This window comes from Enorma phocaeensis, assembly GCF_016901575.1.
GTDB lineage: Bacteria > Actinomycetota > Coriobacteriia > Coriobacteriales > Coriobacteriaceae > Limicola > Limicola phocaeensis_A.
The window spans coordinates 41,000-58,640 of sequence record NZ_JACJKQ010000010.1; the positions used below are offsets into that span (position 1 = coordinate 41,000).

15 protein-coding genes are annotated in these 17,641 nt (G+C 61.8%); 14 read left to right on the plus strand and 1 reads right to left on the minus strand.

The window, feature by feature from the left end; translation table 11 throughout:
- Nucleotides 1–15 precede the first annotated feature (15 nt).
- On the minus strand, nt 16–927 hold the full coding sequence (locus H6A15_RS06650) for a LytTR family DNA-binding domain-containing protein (protein ID WP_204672972.1): 912 nt from the start codon (nt 925–927) through the stop codon (nt 16–18).
- Here H6A15_RS06650 and H6A15_RS06655 point away from each other — a divergent pair.
- The 14 genes from H6A15_RS06655 (at nt 895) to H6A15_RS06720 (ending at nt 17,383) form a co-directional block, all read left to right on the plus strand.
- Nucleotides 895–2,361, plus strand: a complete 1,467-nt coding sequence (locus tag H6A15_RS06655) for an S-layer homology domain-containing protein (protein ID WP_204672973.1) — start codon at nt 895–897, stop codon at nt 2,359–2,361. The two genes, H6A15_RS06650 and H6A15_RS06655, sit on opposite strands and share 33 nt — an antisense overlap.
- Before the next feature lie 186 nt (nt 2,362–2,547).
- On the plus strand, nt 2,548–3,489 hold the full coding sequence (rapZ, locus tag H6A15_RS06660; RefSeq protein WP_204672974.1) for an RNase adapter RapZ: 942 nt from the start codon (nt 2,548–2,550) through the stop codon (nt 3,487–3,489).
- A 150-nt stretch (nt 3,490–3,639) separates the two neighbouring features.
- Entirely contained in the window at nt 3,640–4,566 is a 927-nt protein-coding gene (whiA, locus tag H6A15_RS06665; protein ID WP_204672975.1) for a DNA-binding protein WhiA, read from the plus strand.
- A 250-nt stretch (nt 4,567–4,816) separates the two neighbouring features.
- Nucleotides 4,817–5,842 carry a type I glyceraldehyde-3-phosphate dehydrogenase gene (gap, locus tag H6A15_RS06670; RefSeq protein ID WP_204672976.1) on the plus strand — a complete coding sequence of 342 codons (1,026 nt, stop codon included), beginning with the start codon at nt 4,817–4,819 and terminating at the stop codon, nt 5,840–5,842.
- A 201-nt stretch (nt 5,843–6,043) separates the two neighbouring features.
- Complete coding sequence (locus H6A15_RS06675; protein ID WP_204672977.1) at nt 6,044–7,240, plus strand: phosphoglycerate kinase; 1,197 nt, start codon at nt 6,044–6,046, stop codon at nt 7,238–7,240.
- Nucleotides 7,227–7,997: a triose-phosphate isomerase gene (tpiA, locus tag H6A15_RS06680; protein ID WP_204672978.1), complete on the plus strand. Its 771-nt coding sequence runs from the start codon at nt 7,227–7,229 to the stop codon at nt 7,995–7,997. Before H6A15_RS06675 ends, tpiA begins: the two co-directional genes overlap by 14 nt.
- Nucleotides 7,997–9,562, plus strand: coding sequence for a 2,3-bisphosphoglycerate-independent phosphoglycerate mutase (gene gpmI, locus H6A15_RS06685; RefSeq protein WP_204672979.1), 1,566 nt, complete (start codon nt 7,997–7,999; stop codon nt 9,560–9,562). Before tpiA ends, gpmI begins: the two co-directional genes overlap by 1 nt.
- 253 nt (nt 9,563–9,815) lie before the next feature.
- Nucleotides 9,816–10,574, plus strand: a complete 759-nt coding sequence (locus H6A15_RS06690) for a transposase (RefSeq protein WP_204672980.1) — start codon at nt 9,816–9,818, stop codon at nt 10,572–10,574.
- 163 nt (nt 10,575–10,737) lie between these two features.
- On the plus strand, nt 10,738–10,992 hold the full coding sequence (gene secG / locus H6A15_RS06695; RefSeq protein WP_204672981.1) for a preprotein translocase subunit SecG: 255 nt from the start codon (nt 10,738–10,740) through the stop codon (nt 10,990–10,992).
- 436 nt (nt 10,993–11,428) lie between these two features.
- Entirely contained in the window at nt 11,429–13,111 is a 1,683-nt protein-coding gene (locus H6A15_RS06700; RefSeq protein WP_204672982.1) for a peptide ABC transporter substrate-binding protein, read from the plus strand.
- Nucleotides 13,112–13,225: 114 nt separating this feature from the next.
- Complete coding sequence (locus tag H6A15_RS06705; RefSeq protein ID WP_204672983.1) at nt 13,226–14,263, plus strand: ABC transporter permease; 1,038 nt, start codon at nt 13,226–13,228, stop codon at nt 14,261–14,263.
- Nucleotides 14,264–14,310: 47 nt separating this feature from the next.
- Nucleotides 14,311–15,228 carry an ABC transporter permease gene (locus tag H6A15_RS06710; RefSeq protein ID WP_428840697.1) on the plus strand — a complete coding sequence of 306 codons (918 nt, stop codon included), beginning with the start codon at nt 14,311–14,313 and terminating at the stop codon, nt 15,226–15,228.
- Nucleotides 15,228–16,355, plus strand: coding sequence for an ABC transporter ATP-binding protein (locus H6A15_RS06715; protein ID WP_204672985.1), 1,128 nt, complete (start codon nt 15,228–15,230; stop codon nt 16,353–16,355). The genes H6A15_RS06710 and H6A15_RS06715 overlap by 1 nt, the downstream gene beginning before the upstream one ends.
- A complete protein-coding gene (locus H6A15_RS06720; RefSeq protein ID WP_204672986.1) occupies nt 16,355–17,383 on the plus strand; it encodes an ABC transporter ATP-binding protein in 1,029 nt (342 codons plus the stop codon). Before H6A15_RS06715 ends, H6A15_RS06720 begins: the two co-directional genes overlap by 1 nt.
- The last annotated feature ends 258 nt before the right edge of the window (nt 17,384–17,641 follow it).

Genomic DNA, 17,641 nt, shown 5'->3' on the forward strand with positions numbered 1-17,641 from the left:
GTGCGGGGCCTTGTGCTAGCGCCGTATTGCTTCGAGCTCGTCACAGAAGTCGCTGTAGCGACGGCGGCTCATGGTGAGCGTCGAGCCGTCGTCCATGGTCACCCGCTCTTGGCTGAGATTCGACACATGGTGCAGATTCACGAGCGTCGCACGGTGGCAAAAGGAGAAATGTCCCTCGGGGAGCAGCCTGGCGAGCTGCGAGAGCGCCATGTCGCAGGGGAGGGTGGTGCCGTCGGTGAGGTGGAGGAGGCGCGTGCGGTTCTGAGATTCGGCAAACAGCAGGTCGCCTGCCAAGAAGCTCAATGCCGTGCGAGGCCCGCCGATAGTTACCACCCGGTCTTTCCATGCATCCTGCAGAGATGGGTCTACAGGCGAGTCTTCCATGGTGCTGCCAGGGGCGCCGTCCTTTGCGCCGCCCCGGGTGCTGAGCACGCGCTCCAGCTCGTCTACGCGGGCGTGGGCCAGCACCAGCTGCTGTTCAAGCTCGGCCTGGGTGTGCTTGTGCTCGTCAAGCGCCTTTACGAGCTGCGCGCGCCGTTGGGAGTCCTCATGCACGGTCTCGGCGATTCGAAGCACCCACCAGAACAAGAAGAGCGCAAACACCGTGAGCGCGGATACCAGCACGAGGTACACCTCGGAGTAGCTCATGAATGTCAGGGGCAGCCAGTTTCCAAACATCATGGTGACAAGCAGGCAGGCGGGCAGCAGTGAAAGCCCCCACCAGAGCGCGGGATCCGCAAGGGTGTCGAGCAGCTTGCGCACGTAGCGAGCCAGCGGCAGCGCGAGCGCGAGAAACGCCGCGTTGGAAAGGCTGAGCAGGACGAGGGTCCGTAGGGGATACATATAGCCGTCATGGCCGGTGGTCCAGACGTTGTCGCCAATCAAGGCGGCCGCTTGCGTGACGAAGTACGCAAGGCTTCCCACCATGAGGACCACGAACGCCTTCTGCGAGGCGGGGGCGTCGACGATTCGTGCACCACGGTGACGGTCGATCTGCAAAACAACCGCCTGGCGCAGAAGACCACCGGCAACCTCATCGTGACCTTGCTCGATGAGAACGGCAACGTGATCGCCCAGCAGCAGAGCTACAAGCCCGGTACCTCGGGGGGCGACGACAACGGTCTCATTACCCTTGATGGCGAGCAGACTGCGTCGCAGACGTTTACATTTGCGGGCGTGACGAACGCTGCCCAGGTGCGCGTGACGTATTCCGACGCCGTGCTCGACGAGAACAACGCCGAGCTCGCGCGCGTGGAGGTCGACGGCGTGTCGCTCACCTACGACGAGGCAACGAAGACCTGGGCAGGTTCGGGCGACTCCCTGGCGCAGAAGCTCGTGACCATCGTGCCCAAGAATCCGGACGCCAAGATTGCCGTGAACGGCCAGCCCTACAACGGCTCCTATCTGCAGGCGTTCGGCAGCGGCGAGAACCGCTTCGAGATCGTGGTGACGGCGCCGGACGGCACGACGACCGCCACGTATTACCTGGTGGTTGCGAACAACGTGCCCTATGTCCCGCCAACGTACGAGGTGTCCATCTCGGACGAGACGGAGCACGGAGTCGTGAAGGTGTCCCCATCGCGCGCGACGGCGGGGCAGACGGTGACCGTCACGCCCACGCCCGACGAGGGCTACCTGGTGGGTGGCGTGACCGTGACCGACGCCGAGGGCAACCCGGTCGCCGTGACCGACGAGGGCGACGGCACCTTCACGTTCACCATGCCGCGCGGCAAGGTGACGGTCGAGGTGCGCTTCACCTGCGACGGCGGGGAGAAGTGCCCCAGCCGGCATCTCGTGGACGTGCCTGTGGGCGAGTGGTATCACGACGTGGTTGACTGGGCGGTTTCTTGCGGCCTCATGAGCGGCTACGACGATGGTTCAAACACCTTTGGGCCCGACGACACGCTTACGCGCGCACAGCTCGCCCAGATGATGTACAACGAGGCGGGCAAGCCCGAGATCGACGCGTCCCTGGTGAAGCGTTTCAGCGACTGCGGGAGCGACGCCTGGTATGCGAAGGCGGTCGCGTGGGCAGCCCGAGAGGGCCTCATGACAGGCTATGACGATGGCTCCGGCCGCTTCGGCCCCAACGACGAGCTCACGCGTGAGCAGCTCGCCGTCGTGTTCTGGCGCATCGCAGGCGAGCCGGACGAGCGCGGCGACCTGTCTCAATTCCCCGACGGATCCGATACGAGTTCGTGGGCGCTCGACGCGGTCGGCTGGGCCGTCGCGACGGAGCTTCTGCGCGGCTATGACAACACCGGCGAGCTCGGGCCCGGAGACGACCTCACGCGCGCCCAGGCGGCAGCGGTGTTCATGCGCCAGGCAGACGCAGAAAAGGACGAAAAGACGGGCGACTAGGCGTTTGCCCGCGACAAGGTGCTCGCGCTGCGCGAGCGGGGGAAGCTTCACGGGGCCTGCATCTCGGTCAAGAGGTGCGGGCCCCTCGTGTTATCGCCATGTGACGGACATGCCCTGCCGGGATGTCACGGGTATACTGATGTGCGATGGCATTTATGTTGCATCGAATATCGAAAGGGGCTTTTCATGGCCGAGATCGAGCAGAGTTCCATAACCACCGCCGAGCTCGCCGACCGCGTTCCTGATATCGTCATTATCACAGGCATGTCGGGCTCGGGGCGAACCCAGGCCATGCATGTGTTCGAGGACATGGGCTATTTCTGCATCGACAACCTGCCGCCCCGCTTGGTACTGCAGCTCGCCCAGCTCGTGGGCATCAATACCGGCGTCGGGCGCCATCTGGCCGTTACCTGCGACTTGCGAAGCCAAGGCCTCTTCGACGAGCTGCTCGACGTCATCACGTCGCTCGAAGAGCATGAGATGACGTGCAAGATCGTCTTTTTGGAGGCTTCGGACGAGGTCCTCATTCGTCGATACAACGAGAACCGGCGCCGCCATCCGCTTGTGAAGCCGGGGGAGACCACCGCAGACGCCATCCAGCGCGAACGCACGCAGATGGCGAGCGTGCGCGCCCGCGCCGACATGATCATCGACACGAGCCGCATGCGCACCTCCGCGCTGCGCGCCAAGCTCCGCCTGGCGTTCTCGGAGCTTACCGACCAGCAGCTCATGGATGTGCAGGTGTTCTCGTTTGGCTACAAGCATGGTCTTCCCGTCGAGGCGGACCTCATGATCGACGTGCGCTTTTTGCCCAACCCCTTCTACGATCCGGAGATGCGGCCCTTGACGGGTCTCGACCAGAAGGTCTCGACCTTCGTGTTGGAGCACCCCAAGACCAAGGAGTTCCTGGACGCGTGGTTCCGTCTGCTCGACGCGGTCATGCCCGGATATGTAGCCGAGGGAAAGCCGCAGCTCTCCATCGCTATCGGGTGCACAGGCGGGCAGCACAGGAGCGTCGCCATCGCTGAGGCGACGGCGCGCTATCTGGAGCGTCAGCATTATCACGTAAGCATCTCGCATCGCGATCTGCCGCGCGCAAATACCACGGCGACAGGCGAGGCCCACTAGCGAGAAGGCGTCGTGGGGCGGGAGGCAGGCCCATGTTGGCGCCCGGCGCCCGGGCCGCGCCTCATGGGCAGATGGGGCGGCGTCCCCACATGATGGGATGAAATGAACCCGTCCCCAAATGACCACCCATGCGAGCAAGAGGAGGAAGGCATGTCGTTTACCGCCGAGGTGCGCGACGAGTTGGCGCGTTGCGAGCCTACGTGCGAATACTGCGGACTCGCCACGCTGGCAGCGCTGACCCGCGTGTGCGGAACGCTGTCCATCACCGGTTCGGGCGGCTACCGGCTTGCCGTGGCGACCGAGACGGGCGCCGTCGCGCGCACGATGATCGCGCTCACGCATTCGATTCTCAAGCTCAAGACCGAGTTCACTGTGCGCCGCTCGGTGCTGCACAAGGTGCGCAACTACCTCATCACCTTGCCCGACCAGCCGGGGCTCGATAAGGCGTTGGTGCTGCTGGGCATTCTCGACCGCAGGCACGGCCTTGTCTCGGGCATTCCGCGGCACGTGGTCGCCCGGCCGTGCTGCCGGCTCTCCTACATTCGCGGGGCCCTCATCGCGGGCGGTTTCGTGGCGGATCCCAAAGGGGACTTTCATCTGGAAGTCGCGGTGCAGGGCGAGGACCTTGCCCAGGCGCTCTCCAAGCTCATCGCGCAGGAGGGCGTGCATGCGCGGGTGAATCGTCGGCGCTCGGCATACGCTGTCTATATAAAGAGCGCCGAGGACATCTGCCGTTTGCTCGAAGCGGTCGGCGCGCGGCGAAGCGTCGAGGACATCCAGGACGCCCGCGCCATGAAGTCGGTGAAAAACGACGTGAACCGCCGCGTGAACGCCGAGGTCGCCAACCAGACGCGAAGCGCCGGGGCGGCGCAGCACCAGCTCGAGCTCATTGCCGAGCTCAAGGCGCGGGGGATGCGTGACGCGCTGCCGCGCGCGCTTGCGGACTTTTGCGACCTGCGCGAGGCCTATCCCGACCTGTCCCTGCGCGACTTGGGCCAGATGGCCGAGCGGCCGCTCTCGAAGTCTGCCCTGTACCATCGCGTGCTCAGACTCGAGAAGCTTCTGGATGAGTCATAGGGGGCAAGCTGCCGGGGCGGCTGCGGAGGAGATGGGAAAGGTGCCGCTCACCGTTGGAAGCATGCCATTGAAGCGTTTAAACCCATCGGTGAGCAGGAGTTTTAAAACGTTTTTATACGGAACCTTTACTCAAAAAGTAGCCATTGACGCGAATGAGTTTTCCAAAAAAAGGTATATTGTGTGAGTGGTTAGTTTGTGGGTTCCGACAGCGGGCAACCAGCCCGCGGGATCCCTACGAAAGGAGACACATATGGCAGTAAAGGTTGCTATCAACGGCTTCGGCCGCATTGGCCGTCTGGCGTTCCGTCAGATGTTCGGTCACGAGGGCTCCGAGATCGTCGCCATCAACGACCTCACCTCCCCCGACATGCTCGCGTACCTTCTGAAGTATGACTCCACGCAGGGCAACTATGCTCGCGAGCACGAGATCACCGCTGGCGAGAACTCCATCACCGTTGACGGCAAGGAGATCACCATCTACAAGGAGGCCGACGCCAACAACCTGCCGTGGGGCGACCTCGGCGTCGACGTCGTGCTCGAGTGCACCGGCTTCTACACCTCCAAGGCCAAGGCCCAGGCCCACATCAACGCTGGCGCCAAGAAGGTCGTCATCTCCGCTCCTGCGGGCAATGACCTCCCGACCATCGTTTACAACGTCAACCATGAGCAGCTGACCGCTGAGGACGACATCATTTCCGCCGCCTCCTGCACCACCAACTGCCTCGCCCCGATGGCCAAGGGTCTCAACGACTTCGCGCCCATCGTTTCCGGCATCATGACCACCATTCACGCCTGGACCGGCGACCAGATGCCGCTCGACGGCCCGCAGCGCAAGGGCAACAAGCGCCGCAGCCGTGCTTGCGCCGTCAACATCGTCCCCAACAGCACCGGTGCCGCCAAGGCCATCGGCCTCGTGCTCCCCGAGCTCAACGGCAAGCTGATCGGTGCCGCCCAGCGCGTTCCCACCCCGACCGGCTCGCTCACCAACCTCTATGCCGTCGTTGACAAGACCGTCACCGTCGACGAGGTCAACGCCGCTATGAAGGCCTACGCCGAGACCATCCCCGAGACCTTCGCCTACAACGAGGACGACATCGTCTCCACCGACATCATCGGCGAGACCCATGGCTCCATCTTCGACGCCACCCAGACCATGTGCGCCGACCTTGGCAACGGCCAGACCCTCGTTCAGGTCACCTCTTGGTACGACAACGAGAACTCCTACACCTCTCAGATGGTCCGCACCATCAAGTACTTCGAGAAGTTCGTCGGCTAAGTCGCCGCAAATACGAGCTTTCGTTAGCGTCTTGAGATGAGAGGGCGCGGCCTCAAGGCTTTATGCCCTAAGGTCGCGCCCTTTTCTTTTGTGACAGGGAGCACCTGTCACATCGTGCAGCTATAGGTGCGGCGATCGGGTCGCTCGGCATGTGTCGCCCCTGCGTCGCGACGCCGCTTAGATAGGAAAGGTAGATTGCACATGGCTTTCACCAAGAAGACCGTCCGTGACATCGACGTGGACGGCAAGCGCGTTCTCATGCGCGTCGACTTCAACGTGCCGCTGAAGGACGGCGTGGTGACCGACGACACGCGCGTGCGTGCCGCCATCCCCACCATCAGCTACCTCAAGGAGCACAACGCCAAGATCATCCTCATGAGCCACCTCGGCCGCCCCAAGGGCGACGGCCCCGAGCCCGCGCTCTCCCTCAAGCCTGCAGCCGACAAGCTGGCTGAGCTCACCGGCTATGAGGTCAAGTTCGTCGACGACACCTATGGCGAGAAGGCCGCCGAGGCCGTGGCCGCCCTTGAGCCGGGCGACATCCTCGTGCTCGAGAACGTCCGCTTCGACAAGCGTGAGAAGAAGAACGACCCCGAGATCGCCAAGACCCTCGCCTCCTATGGCGACATCTTCGTGCTCGACGCCTTCGGCACCGCGCACCGCGCCCAGGGCTCCGTGGTCGGCCCCGCCGAGTACCTGCCCGCCGTCGCCGGCTTCCTGCTTGAGAAGGAGGTCGACACCCTGACCGGCATCTTCGCCGAGCCCGAGCGTCCGTTCGTGGCCATCGTCGGCGGCTCCAAGGTGTCCTCCAAGATCGGCGTTCTCGACCACCTCATCGACTCCGCCGACACCCTCATCATCGGTGGCGGCATGGCCTACACCTTCTTCCTGGCTCAGGGCATGAGCGTGGGCAACTCCCTCAAGGAAGAGGACTGGGTCGAGCGCGCCGGCGAGATGCTCAAGAAGGCCGAGGAGAAGGGCGTCAAGATCCTGCTCCCCATCGACAACCGTGTTGCCGACCACTTTGGCGAGGACGCGGTGCCCGAGGTCGTTGCCTCCGACGCCATCCCCGATGACCGCGAGGGCATGGACATCGGTCCCGAGACCGAGAAGCTGTATGCCGACGCCATCGCCGGTGCCAAGACCGTGTTCTGGAACGGCCCCATGGGCGTCTTCGAGTTCGACAACTTCGCGCACGGCACCCAGGCGGTCGCCGAGGCCGTTGCTGCCAACGAGGGCTGCACCTCGATCATCGGCGGCGGCGACTCCGTCGCGGCTGTGAACAAGTTCAACCTGGCCGATAAGATGTCCTGGATCTCCACTGGCGGCGGCGCCTCCATGGAGCTCGTCGAGGGCAAGGCCCTTCCCGGAGTGGAGGCTCTCAATGACGCAGAGTAAGCGTACCCGCCTCATTGCAGGCAACTGGAAAATGAACAACGACGTCCCGGCTGCCAAGGAGCTTGCCGAGGCGCTCGTGGAGCAGGTCCCCGCCTCCGACGCCGTCGAGGTCGTCATCTGCCCGCCGACCATCGATCTTGCGTGCACGTCGCACAAGATCGCCGGCTCTGCCATCAAGCTCGGCGCCCAGAACGTGTATTGGGAGGCCAAGGGCGCCTACACCGGCGAGACCTCCTGCGACATGCTCAAGAGCGTTGATGCCACCTACTGCATCATCGGCCACTCCGAGCGTCGCGACTACTTCCATGAGACCGACGAGGACATCAACAAGAAGGCCAAGGCGCTCATGGCTGCCGGCATCACGCCGATCAGCTGCTGCGGCGAGTCCCTTGAGGTCCGCGAGGCCGGCAAGCATGTCGAGTTCGTCGTCGACCAGATCAAGAAGGACACCGATGGCCTCGAGATCACCGATCCCTCGAAGTACGTCGTCGCCTATGAGCCCATCTGGGCCATCGGCACCGGCAAGACGGCCACCGCGGCCGACGCCCAGGAGGTCTGCGGCGCCATCCGCGCGACCCTCGTCGAGGTCTTCGGCCAGGAGACTGCCGACGGCATCCGCATCCTCTACGGCGGTTCCGCCAAGCCCGAGAACATCGCCGGCTTCCTCGCCGAGGAGGACGTTGACGGCGCGCTCGTGGGCGGCGCCTCCCTCGTCGCCGAGAGCTTTGCTGCCATGGTCGAGAAGGCGGCTGAGTAATGGCCGAGAACAAGCGTCATCTTCCGGCGCTCCTCGTGATCATGGACGGTTTTGGCCTTGCTCCTGCGGGCGACAACAACGCCGTCTTCAAGGCAGAGAAGCCTTTCCTGGATGAGCTCTGGGAGAAGTACCCCCACACCACGCTCGGCGCTTCGGGCGAGGACGTGGGCCTGCCTGCGGGCCAGATGGGCAACTCCGAGGTCGGCCACCTGAACATCGGCGCCGGCCGCATCGTCTTCCAGGAGCTGTCGCGCATCAACAACGCGATCATCGACGGCTCCATCGAGGAGAACCCCACGCTCGTGTCCGCCATGGACGATGTTGCCAAGACGGGCAAGACCCTGCACCTGCTCGGCCTTGTCTCCCCGGGCGGCGTCCACTCCATGCAGCGTCACGGCGAGAACCTCGCCGCCATCGCCGCCATCCACGGCGTGAAGCACATCCGCTTCCACTGCTTCATGGACGGCCGCGACGTCGATCCGCACTCCGGCGCGGGCTACATCGAGACCCTGAAGCAGAACCTCGAGGCGCTTTCCGCCTACGCCGAGGTCGACGCCCGCATCGCGACCGTTTCCGGCCGCTACTGGGCAATGGACCGCGACAACCGCTGGGAGCGTGTCGAGCGCGCCTACGACGTGGTCACCATGGCGAGCGACACCGACACCGATCCGGTCGAGGGCGTCAAGGCGTACTACGAGAAGGACGAGCGCGGCGACGAGTTCATCGAGCCGTTTGCCTGCCATAACGAGGGCGTTGCCGACGGCGATGCCATGGTGTTCTTCAACTTCCGCCCGGACCGCGCCCGTGAGATGACGCGCGCCTTCACGGAGGACGATTTCGACGGCTTCGAGCGCAAGGTCGCTCCCAAGCTTTCGCACTTCGTCACCATGACGGAGTACGACGATACGTTCAAGAACGTCGAGGTGGCCTTCCCCAAGACCTTCCCCGAGAACGTTCTTGCCGACGTCATCGCTCAGAACGGCCTGAAGCAGCTGCATACCGCCGAGACCGAGAAGTACGCCCATGTGACGTTCTTCTTGAACGGCGGCGTGGAGGAGCCCAAGGAGGGGGAGGAGCGCGTGCTCGTGCCCTCGCCGAAGGTCGCCACCTACGACCTGCAGCCCGAGATGAGCGAGCCCGAGGTCACCGAGAAGCTCGTCGCTGCCATCGAGTCCGATGCGGCCGACTTCTATATCGTGAACTACGCCAACTGCGACATGGTCGGTCACACCGGCGTCTTCGACGCTGCGGTCAAGGCCGTTCAGGCAGTCGACGACGGTCTGTCGAAGGTGATTCCTGCGATTCTCGCCAAGGGCGGCTTCGCGCTCATCACGGCTGACCACGGCAACGCCGACCACATGTATGACGTCGACGACGATGGTGAGAAGCATCCGTTCACGGCGCACACCACCAATCGCGTCCCGTTCATCGTGGTCGATGACAAGGCCAAGCTCACCGGCATCGAGGACGGACGCCTGTCCGACATTGCCCCGACGATGCTCACCCTGGCTGGTCTCGAGCCCTCCGCCGAGATGACCGGCCGCGTGCTCGCTGTCGAGGAGTAGCCTTCTGGCTGGATGGGGACGTGTTCCTTTCATCCACTTTTGGGCCGTCGGCGCCACCGTGCGCCGGCGGCCTTTTTCATGGGTGGATGGATGGGGACGGGTTCATTTCATCCCATTGTGAGGTCGTTTACCGATTGGTACTCGATTAAGACAGTCAAATCAATCTCGTTCGGCTATGCTGAATGTGCTTGAAACCCTTTTCTCGTGTCATGGCTCTCCATCTTGCTGGCAGCGCAGGCGGGAAGGGGTTGTTATGCCGCGGATGACACGATTGCTATCTGACTCAGGTTTCTATCACGTTGTGCTTCGAGGAAACGGGAAGCAGCTACTCTTTGAAGACGACGCCGACCGACGGCAATTCTTGCAACTGCTGCGCGAGAAAACGGATACGGACGGCATTGCAGTTATCGCATGGTGCCTGATGAGCAACCATGTTCACCTCTTGCTCGAAGATACGAAAGACACGTTAAGCCACATGATGCATGCGCTGGCGACGGCGTATGCGCGTCGGTTCAACGAGAAGACGGGACACGTTGGCGCTGTTTTCCAAGGCAGGTTTTTCAGCGCGCCGATCAAGTGCGATCGGCAATTGCTGCAGGCGGTGCGCTACCTTCATGAGAACCCGGTCAAGGCGGGAATCTCGCCGGCCGCTGAGTATCCGTGGAGCAGCTATCGCGAGTACGTGCATGGCAGAGGCATAGCAGATACCAGCTTGGTGCTCGACATGGTTGGCGGCAAGGACGGCTTTTTGCGCATGAGCGAAAATGCCCGCTATGGCTCGTATTATTTCAAAACGACGAAGCTGGTTCCAGATGATGAGGCTGCCGAGGTGGCACGGCTGTTGCTCAGTGGAACAGACCCTGCAGCGCTCAAAGCATGCTCACGGCTGTACCGTGACGAGGCTCTACGCATGCTGCGCAGAGCCGGCATGACGGTCAAACAGATTGAGCGGCTGACAGGAATCGGCCACAGTACCATCTCGAGGGCCACAAGTAGATGGATGGGCGAGTAGCTGGATGGGATGGATGGGGACGGGTTCATTCCATCCAATCCTTCTGCATGAGTAAATGGATGAAATGAACCCGTCCCCATTCAGCTTATTTAGCTAGGACACTGCTGAGGGGTTGTGATAAGATGCTGGACGTTTACGCACATACTCGTAAGGAGTCAAACCGATGGGTCCGCTTCAGATCATCATCTTTATCGTGTGGGCGCTTTCGACTATCGCTCTCGTCGCGCTCGTCCTCATGCATTCCGGCAAAGGCACCGGCGTGTCCGACATGATTGCAAGCTCTCTGTACAACGCCAGCGCCGCGACCGGCATCATGGAGAAGAACCTCGACAAGCTCACCGTGATCGTCACCGCGGTGTTCTGCGTGTGCGTCGTGCTGTGCATGTTCTTCTTCCCGCAGGGCATCGTCGGCATCTAAGGCTTTAGGCTTAATAACCAAAGATTTTGAGCCAGACCCGTTCAATAGCCGGGCCTGGCTCTTTTTGCGTTTTGAAGGTGTCATGTGTGCGCCGGTGAGCTAACCCGTAGATTGTTTCGAGAATGTGAACGAAACATCAGGGTTTGGTAGGGCGGCGATGTCGAAATCACAGGGTGGGTCCGTCGGCGGTATTCATAGAAACGCACCGAATATGCAGCGAATATTCACGTAAACACAACATTGAGCAGGAAAACCCTCCACCTAAATAAGAAAAAAGACGCTCCTTTACCCGAAATGAGCGCTTTACTACGCTCAAGTTGGGTTAAGGTATGAACCACGTTGCTACATGTGCGACCGGTCAGCCTGGGTCGTATATGGAAGACGTTGCATGGGCGGGCCACACGGCCCGAACAAGTCTTTTATTAAGGAGGATGGCATGGCTGATATCGTGAACAAGCCTATGGGCCGTCGTACGTTCGTCGGCGGCGCGCTGGCGACCGGCGCACTCGCAGTGCTTGCTGGCTGTGGCCAGAAGGGCGGCGACACCCCTGCTGGCAGCACTTCCGGCGGTTCCGCGACCGGCGGCACGCTGCGTTACTACATCAACAACCCGGTGTGCATCGAGCCCTTCAACCTGCAGGAGGACCAGGGCACTCAGGTCGGCTTCCAGCTGTTCGACTCGCTGACCCAGTATGACTTTGAGAACGGCGAGCTCGTTCCGCTGGCATGCGAGAGCTGGGACGTGAACGACGACGCTACTGAGTTCACCTTCCACCTCAAGGAGGCCACGTTCCACGACGGCACCGATGTCCTGGCTGCCAACTGGAAGTATGGCTGGGAGCGCATCGTCAACCCCACCACCAACCCCGAGAGCCCCTCGGTCATCGGTTACCACCTCGCTATGATCGAGGGCTATGACGCCCTTGCCGCCGGCGAGGCCGAGGAGATGTCTGGTCTGTCCTGCCCGGATGACCACACCCTCGTCGTCAAGCTGTCCTACAGCTACGCCGACTTCCCCTATGTCGCCTCTCACCCCGCTCTGGCTCCTATCCCTGACTGCGCCAAGGATATGACCCAGACCGAGTTCGGCCTGTCCCCCGTGGGCAACGGCCCGTTCAAGATGGACGGCGAGTGGGTCGACGGCCAGTACATCAACATCGTTCGTTACGATGATTACTATGGCGACAAGGCCATCCTCGACGGTGTCAACTTCATGATCCAGAAGGACGTTGAGACCGCTTACAAAGAGTTCCAGGCTGGTAACCTCGACGTCTCCGACGTGCCGGTTGCTTCCCTCGCCACCGCTGCCGAGGAGTACGGCGAGTCCGAGGACGGCTACACCATCACCCCTGGCCACCAGTTCCTCAACGGCACCGAGCCCTCCACCTATTACCTCACCTGCAACGTCGTCGACGGCCCGTTCACCGATGTGAACCTGCGTCACGCCGTTTCGATGGCCATCAACCGTCAGGCCATCTGCGACACCCTCTTCCATGGTTCGCGTACTCCGGCCGACAACATCGTCCCGCCCGGAATCGATGGTTACGAGGAGGGCGCATGGGAGTTCTCCAAGTACGATGTCGATGCTGCTACCGAGATTCTCGACCAGTACTATCCCGCTGACGCCGATGGCAACCGCGGCCTTGAGCTGACCATCACCTCCAACCAGGACGGTGGCCACAAGGAGGTCATGGACTCCATCATCTCCGACCTCGCCGCCGTGGGCATCACCTGCGTCGCCGACACCCCCGACTGGGCTACGGTCCTCGATCGTTACCAGAAGCTCGACTACCAGTTTGGTCGTCTGGGCTGGGTCGCCGACTACCCGATCATGGACAACTTCCTGTATCCGCTGTTCTACACCGGCAACGGCGACAACCGCGCCGGCTACAGCAACCCCGCTGTCGACGAGGCCCTCATGGCTGCTCGTTCGACCGTCGACGACGCTGAGCGCAAGGCCGCTCTGCAGGAGGTCAACAAGACCATCGGTCAGGACATGCCGGTCATCCCGCTGATGTTCTACACCCACACCATGGTCGGTGGCTCGAACGTCGCTAAGCTGTACCTCGACCCGCAGAAGAAGGCCGATCTCTCCAAGGCCGAGCTTGTTGAGGCTTAGTTTTTAAGTGGAGGTCGCGTAGTAGTGCTACACTAGCGGCTATGTCTGTGTAGGGCGCCTGTCCTTCCTGGGGCAGGCGCCCTATTTTGTGTCCGACCTATAGGGGAGAGAAACATGGGGAAATACATATTGAAGCGTGTGCTTCAATTCATCCCTGTCTTCATCGGCGTGACGATTATCCTGTTCGCCATGAAGGCAATCGTTCCCGGCGATCCGATTTCGATGATTACCGGCGGACGTTCCGTGCCCGAGCAGACACGCCTGCAGCTCGAGGTTGAGAACAACATGATCTACGGCGACGAGAACGGTCGTCCGATCTATGATGAGAACGGCGACACCATCCCCGTTCCCATCTGGGAGCAGTACCTCCGCTACATGGACGACCTGCTCCATGGCGACCTCGGCACCTCATATTCCAAGAAGCGTGAGGTTACCGACATCTTCGCCGAGAAGTACCCCTACACGGTTCAGCTCGCAGCGTGCGCCATCTGCCTCGAGGCGGTCATGGGCATCGGCGCGGGACTTATCTCCGCGGTTAAGCGGTATTCGTTCTGGGACATCATGGTGACGCTCGTCACCTCGGTCCTTGTGGCGGTACCGGCGTTCTGGCTCGGCATGATCTTGCAGCTGATATTTGGCATCTGGCTAAAGGATCTGACCGGCGGGGCGTTCTCCATGCCTATCTCCGGCGCCGGCGGCCCCAACTCCCCTTATCAGGACTGGATGCACTACATCCTTCCTGCGTTCACGCTCGCTGCGGTCTCGACGGCATATACCGCACGCATCATGCGTTCGCAGCTGCTTGACGTGCTCAATCAGGATTACATCCGCACGGCGAAGGCGAAGGGCCTGTCCCGTCGCTCGGTCATTCTTCACCACGCGCTCAAGAACGCGCTCATCCCCGTCGTCACCTATATTGGTATTGATTTCGGCGCGATGATGGCCGGCGCCATTCTTACCGAGACCGTATTCAACTGGCCCGGTGTTGGATCTGAGATCTATCGCGCCATCTCTTCGCGCGACTGGCCGCTCGTAATGGGTGGCGTCACGATCATCATCGTGGTGGTCATGGTCATCAATCTGCTCGTCGATATCAGCTACGCCTTCCTTGATCCTCGCATCAGGCTTGGCAACAGCAAGAGCGAAGACTAGGAGGGAACACGCCTATGTTGTACCCGAGTCCTACGCAGCGCGTGGGCATGGAGGCCAAGGCAGACGCTTCCGTGCCGCACAACGCTTCGGGCGAGACTTCTCGCACCCTGTGGGGAGATGCCTGGAAGCGCCTTCGGAAGAACAAGCTCGCGATCATCGCTGCCGCATGGATCGTATTCGTGGCGCTCGTGGCCATCACGGCCGACCTCTGGGCACCCCAGCTGCTCGGCTCGCCCACGGCGGCCGACACCACCGCCATGGCAACGAGCTCGCTGCTTCCTCCGTCGCTCGAGCATCCTTTTGGCACCGACGTCACCGGCCGTGACATCCTTGTGCGCGTGATCTATGGTGCCCGCATCTCGCTCACCATCGGTCTGCTTGCTACGGCCATCTCCACGGTGATCGGCCTCGTGATGGGCGCCCTCGCCGCATACTACGGCGGCATCTGGGACACCATCATCATGCGTGCCGCCGACATCTTCCTTGCGTTCCCGTACGTCCTGTTCGTCCTGTGCCTCATTGCGGCGCTGGGCCAGAGCATCACAAACGTCTTCATCGCCATCGGCATCCTCGGCTGGCCGAGCATCGCGCGCGTCTTCCGCTCGGCGATCCTCTCGGTCAAGGAGAATGACTATGTGGACGCCGCGCGCGCCATGGGTGCATCCGATGCGCGCATCATCGCCCGCCACATCTTCCCCAACTCCGTTGCCTCCATCGTGGTGTATGCCACGATGAACATCGGCTCCGCCATCCTGACCGAGGCCTCCATTTCGTTCCTCGGCATGGGCGTTCAGCCGCCCAACCCCTCGTGGGGCATCATGATTCAGGACGGCCAGGCATACCTTATGACCGCCCCGTGGCTCATGATCATGCCCGGTCTGGCGATTCTCTCCACCGTTTTGGCGTTCACGCTGCTGGGTGACGGCCTGCGAGACGCCCTCGACGTCAAGATGAAGGATGCATAATGGCTAAGAAGCATAACGACTACGTGGACCTTAAGGAAAAGCCCATTCCAGAAGGACGCCACCTCCTTGAGGTCGATGACCTTAAGATGTTCTTCCACACTGAGGACGGCATCGTTCATGCGGTTAACGGCGTGTCCTACACACTTGATCGCGGCGAGACGCTTGGCGTGGTAGGCGAGTCCGGCTCGGGCAAGTCCGTTACCGCAATGACCCTCATGGGCCTCATCGACATGCCCCCGGGAAAGATCGAGGGCGGCAATGCCTACTATCGTGGCGAGTCGCTGCTTGAGATGACCGAAGAGCAGATGCAGCATATTCGTGGCAACGACATCGCCATGATCTTCCAGGACCCCATGACCTCGCTGAACCCGGTCTACAAGATTGGCCGTCAGCTGGGCGAGGGCCTGCGCCTGCACCGTGGCTACACCAAGAAGCAGGCGCTCGAGCGCTCTATCGAGCTTCTTCGCCTTGTGGGCATTCCGAACCCCGAGAAGCGCGTGAACGAGTACCCGCACCAGTTCTCGGGCGGCATGCGCCAGCGCGTCATGATCGCCATGGCGCTTGCCTGCGATCCCGACATCCTTATCGCCGACGAGCCCACGACCGCGCTCGACGTGACGATCCAGGCCCAGATCATCGAGCTCATGCAGGAGATGCAACAGAAGAACGGCAACGCGATCATCATGATCACGCATGACCTCGGCGTCGTCGCCGACATGGCCGACAAGATCATGGTCATGTATGCCGGCCGTCCTGTCGAGTTCGGTACCGCCGACGAGATCTTCTACGAGAGCCGCCACCCCTACACATGGGGCCTCATCCGCTCCATTCCGGAGCAGGCTATCGACGAGAAGAAGCCGCTGACGCCGATCCATGGCAACCCGCCATCGTTGGTGAACCTGCCTTCTGGCTGCCCGTTTGCGCCGCGCTGCCCGTACGCAGTCGACGTCTGCCACGAGAAGGAGCCCGAGCACATCATCACCGAGACCGGTCATTACTCGGCATGCCACTTTGCCGACGACCCGGCGTTCCTTAAGTTTGCACCCGACACGTCGCGTTCGCGTGGAAAGATCGCCACGGGTACGCCCGATACGCTTGCCACGTCTGCAGAGGGGAGTGAGGCGTAATGGCAGAGAACAACGAGAAAGCCCCGCTGCTCAAGGTTGAGCACCTCACCAAGGAGTTCCCCGCAGAGTCTGGCGTTTTCGGCGGTCGCTTTGCTAAGCGTGTTGTATCCGCTGTGAATGACGTCTCCTTTGAGATCCACGAGGGTGAGACCTTCGGTCTCGTTGGTGAGTCCGGTTGCGGCAAGTCCACCACGGGCCGCACCATCATGCGCCTGAGCAAGCCTACCTCTGGCAAGGTGTTCTTCCAGGGCCGTGACGTCGCTGCGATGAACAAGAAGGAACTCAAGGCCATGCGCCGCGAGATGCAGTTCATCTTCCAGGATCCTTATGCGAGCCTGAACCCGCGTATGACCATCGGCGAGATCGTGTCCGAGCCCATGACGATCCATGGCATCGGCACCAAGGAGGAGCGCATCGAGCGCGTTCGTGAGCTGCTCGACGTCGTTGGCCTCAACCCGGAGCACATCAACCGCTATCCGCACGAGTTCTCCGGCGGCCAGCGTCAGCGCATCGGAATCGCGCGCGCCTTCGTCCTGCGCCCGAAGCTCATCATCTGCGACGAGCCCGTGTCGGCGCTCGACGTGTCGATTCAGGCCCAGGTCCTGAATCTTCTGAAGGAGCTTCAGAACAAGTTCGGCACCGCCTACCTGTTCATCGCGCACGACCTCTCCGTCGTTCAGCACATTTCCGACCGCGTGGCGGTGATGTACCTCGGCAAAATGGTTGAGCTTTCCGACTGGAAGACCCTCTACACCGAGCCGCATCATCCCTACACCCAGTCGCTGCTCTCTGCAGTGCCTGTGCCCGATCCGGATATTCAGAAGTCGCGCAAGCGCATCATTCTGGCCGGCGATCCGCCGTCGCCCATCGATCCGCCGAGCGGCTGCCGCTTCCATACCCGTTGCCCCATCGCTCAGGAGATCTGTTCCAAGGAGACTCCGGAGTGGAAGCAGGTTGAGCGTGGCCATTACTGCGCGTGCCACTTCGCTCAGAAGTTCCCCATCAAGGAGACGCACATCGACCTGTAGGCATTGACCTGCAAGTGGTCGTCGCTCCCTTGATTACATCTGTTTGGGATGAGATACGTGCCTCGCACCTCGTTGGTGTGGGGCACGTTTTGTATTCGAATGCTGGACGGGAACGCTGGACGGCGTCCCGTGGGGTCATCTTTCTTTTTGGCTGGGCATTGAGCAGGGCGGCGATGTCTTCGATTGGTCAATACAGGTGACCCCTGGGCAGAGACTTCGCGTATGGGGATGCCGTGTGGTCAAAATCACTGTGCGCTG

Coding starts and splice junctions, on each gene's coding strand:
- H6A15_RS06650 (WP_204672972.1), bottom strand. CDS start 927: ATGGTGGGAAGCCTTGCGTACTTCGTCACGCAAGCGGCCGCCTTGATT.
- rapZ (WP_204672974.1), top strand. CDS start 2,548: ATGGCCGAGATCGAGCAGAGTTCCATAACCACCGCCGAGCTCGCCGAC.
- whiA (WP_204672975.1), top strand. CDS start 3,640: ATGTCGTTTACCGCCGAGGTGCGCGACGAGTTGGCGCGTTGCGAGCCT.
- gap (WP_204672976.1), top strand. CDS start 4,817: ATGGCAGTAAAGGTTGCTATCAACGGCTTCGGCCGCATTGGCCGTCTG.
- H6A15_RS06675 (WP_204672977.1), top strand. CDS start 6,044: ATGGCTTTCACCAAGAAGACCGTCCGTGACATCGACGTGGACGGCAAG.
- tpiA (WP_204672978.1), top strand. CDS start 7,227: ATGACGCAGAGTAAGCGTACCCGCCTCATTGCAGGCAACTGGAAAATG.
- gpmI (WP_204672979.1), top strand. CDS start 7,997: ATGGCCGAGAACAAGCGTCATCTTCCGGCGCTCCTCGTGATCATGGAC.
- H6A15_RS06690 (WP_204672980.1), top strand. CDS start 9,816: ATGCCGCGGATGACACGATTGCTATCTGACTCAGGTTTCTATCACGTT.
- secG (WP_204672981.1), top strand. CDS start 10,738: ATGGGTCCGCTTCAGATCATCATCTTTATCGTGTGGGCGCTTTCGACT.
- H6A15_RS06700 (WP_204672982.1), top strand. CDS start 11,429: ATGGCTGATATCGTGAACAAGCCTATGGGCCGTCGTACGTTCGTCGGC.
- H6A15_RS06705 (WP_204672983.1), top strand. CDS start 13,226: ATGGGGAAATACATATTGAAGCGTGTGCTTCAATTCATCCCTGTCTTC.
- H6A15_RS06710 (WP_428840697.1), top strand. CDS start 14,311: ATGGAGGCCAAGGCAGACGCTTCCGTGCCGCACAACGCTTCGGGCGAG.
- H6A15_RS06715 (WP_204672985.1), top strand. CDS start 15,228: ATGGCTAAGAAGCATAACGACTACGTGGACCTTAAGGAAAAGCCCATT.
- H6A15_RS06720 (WP_204672986.1), top strand. CDS start 16,355: ATGGCAGAGAACAACGAGAAAGCCCCGCTGCTCAAGGTTGAGCACCTC.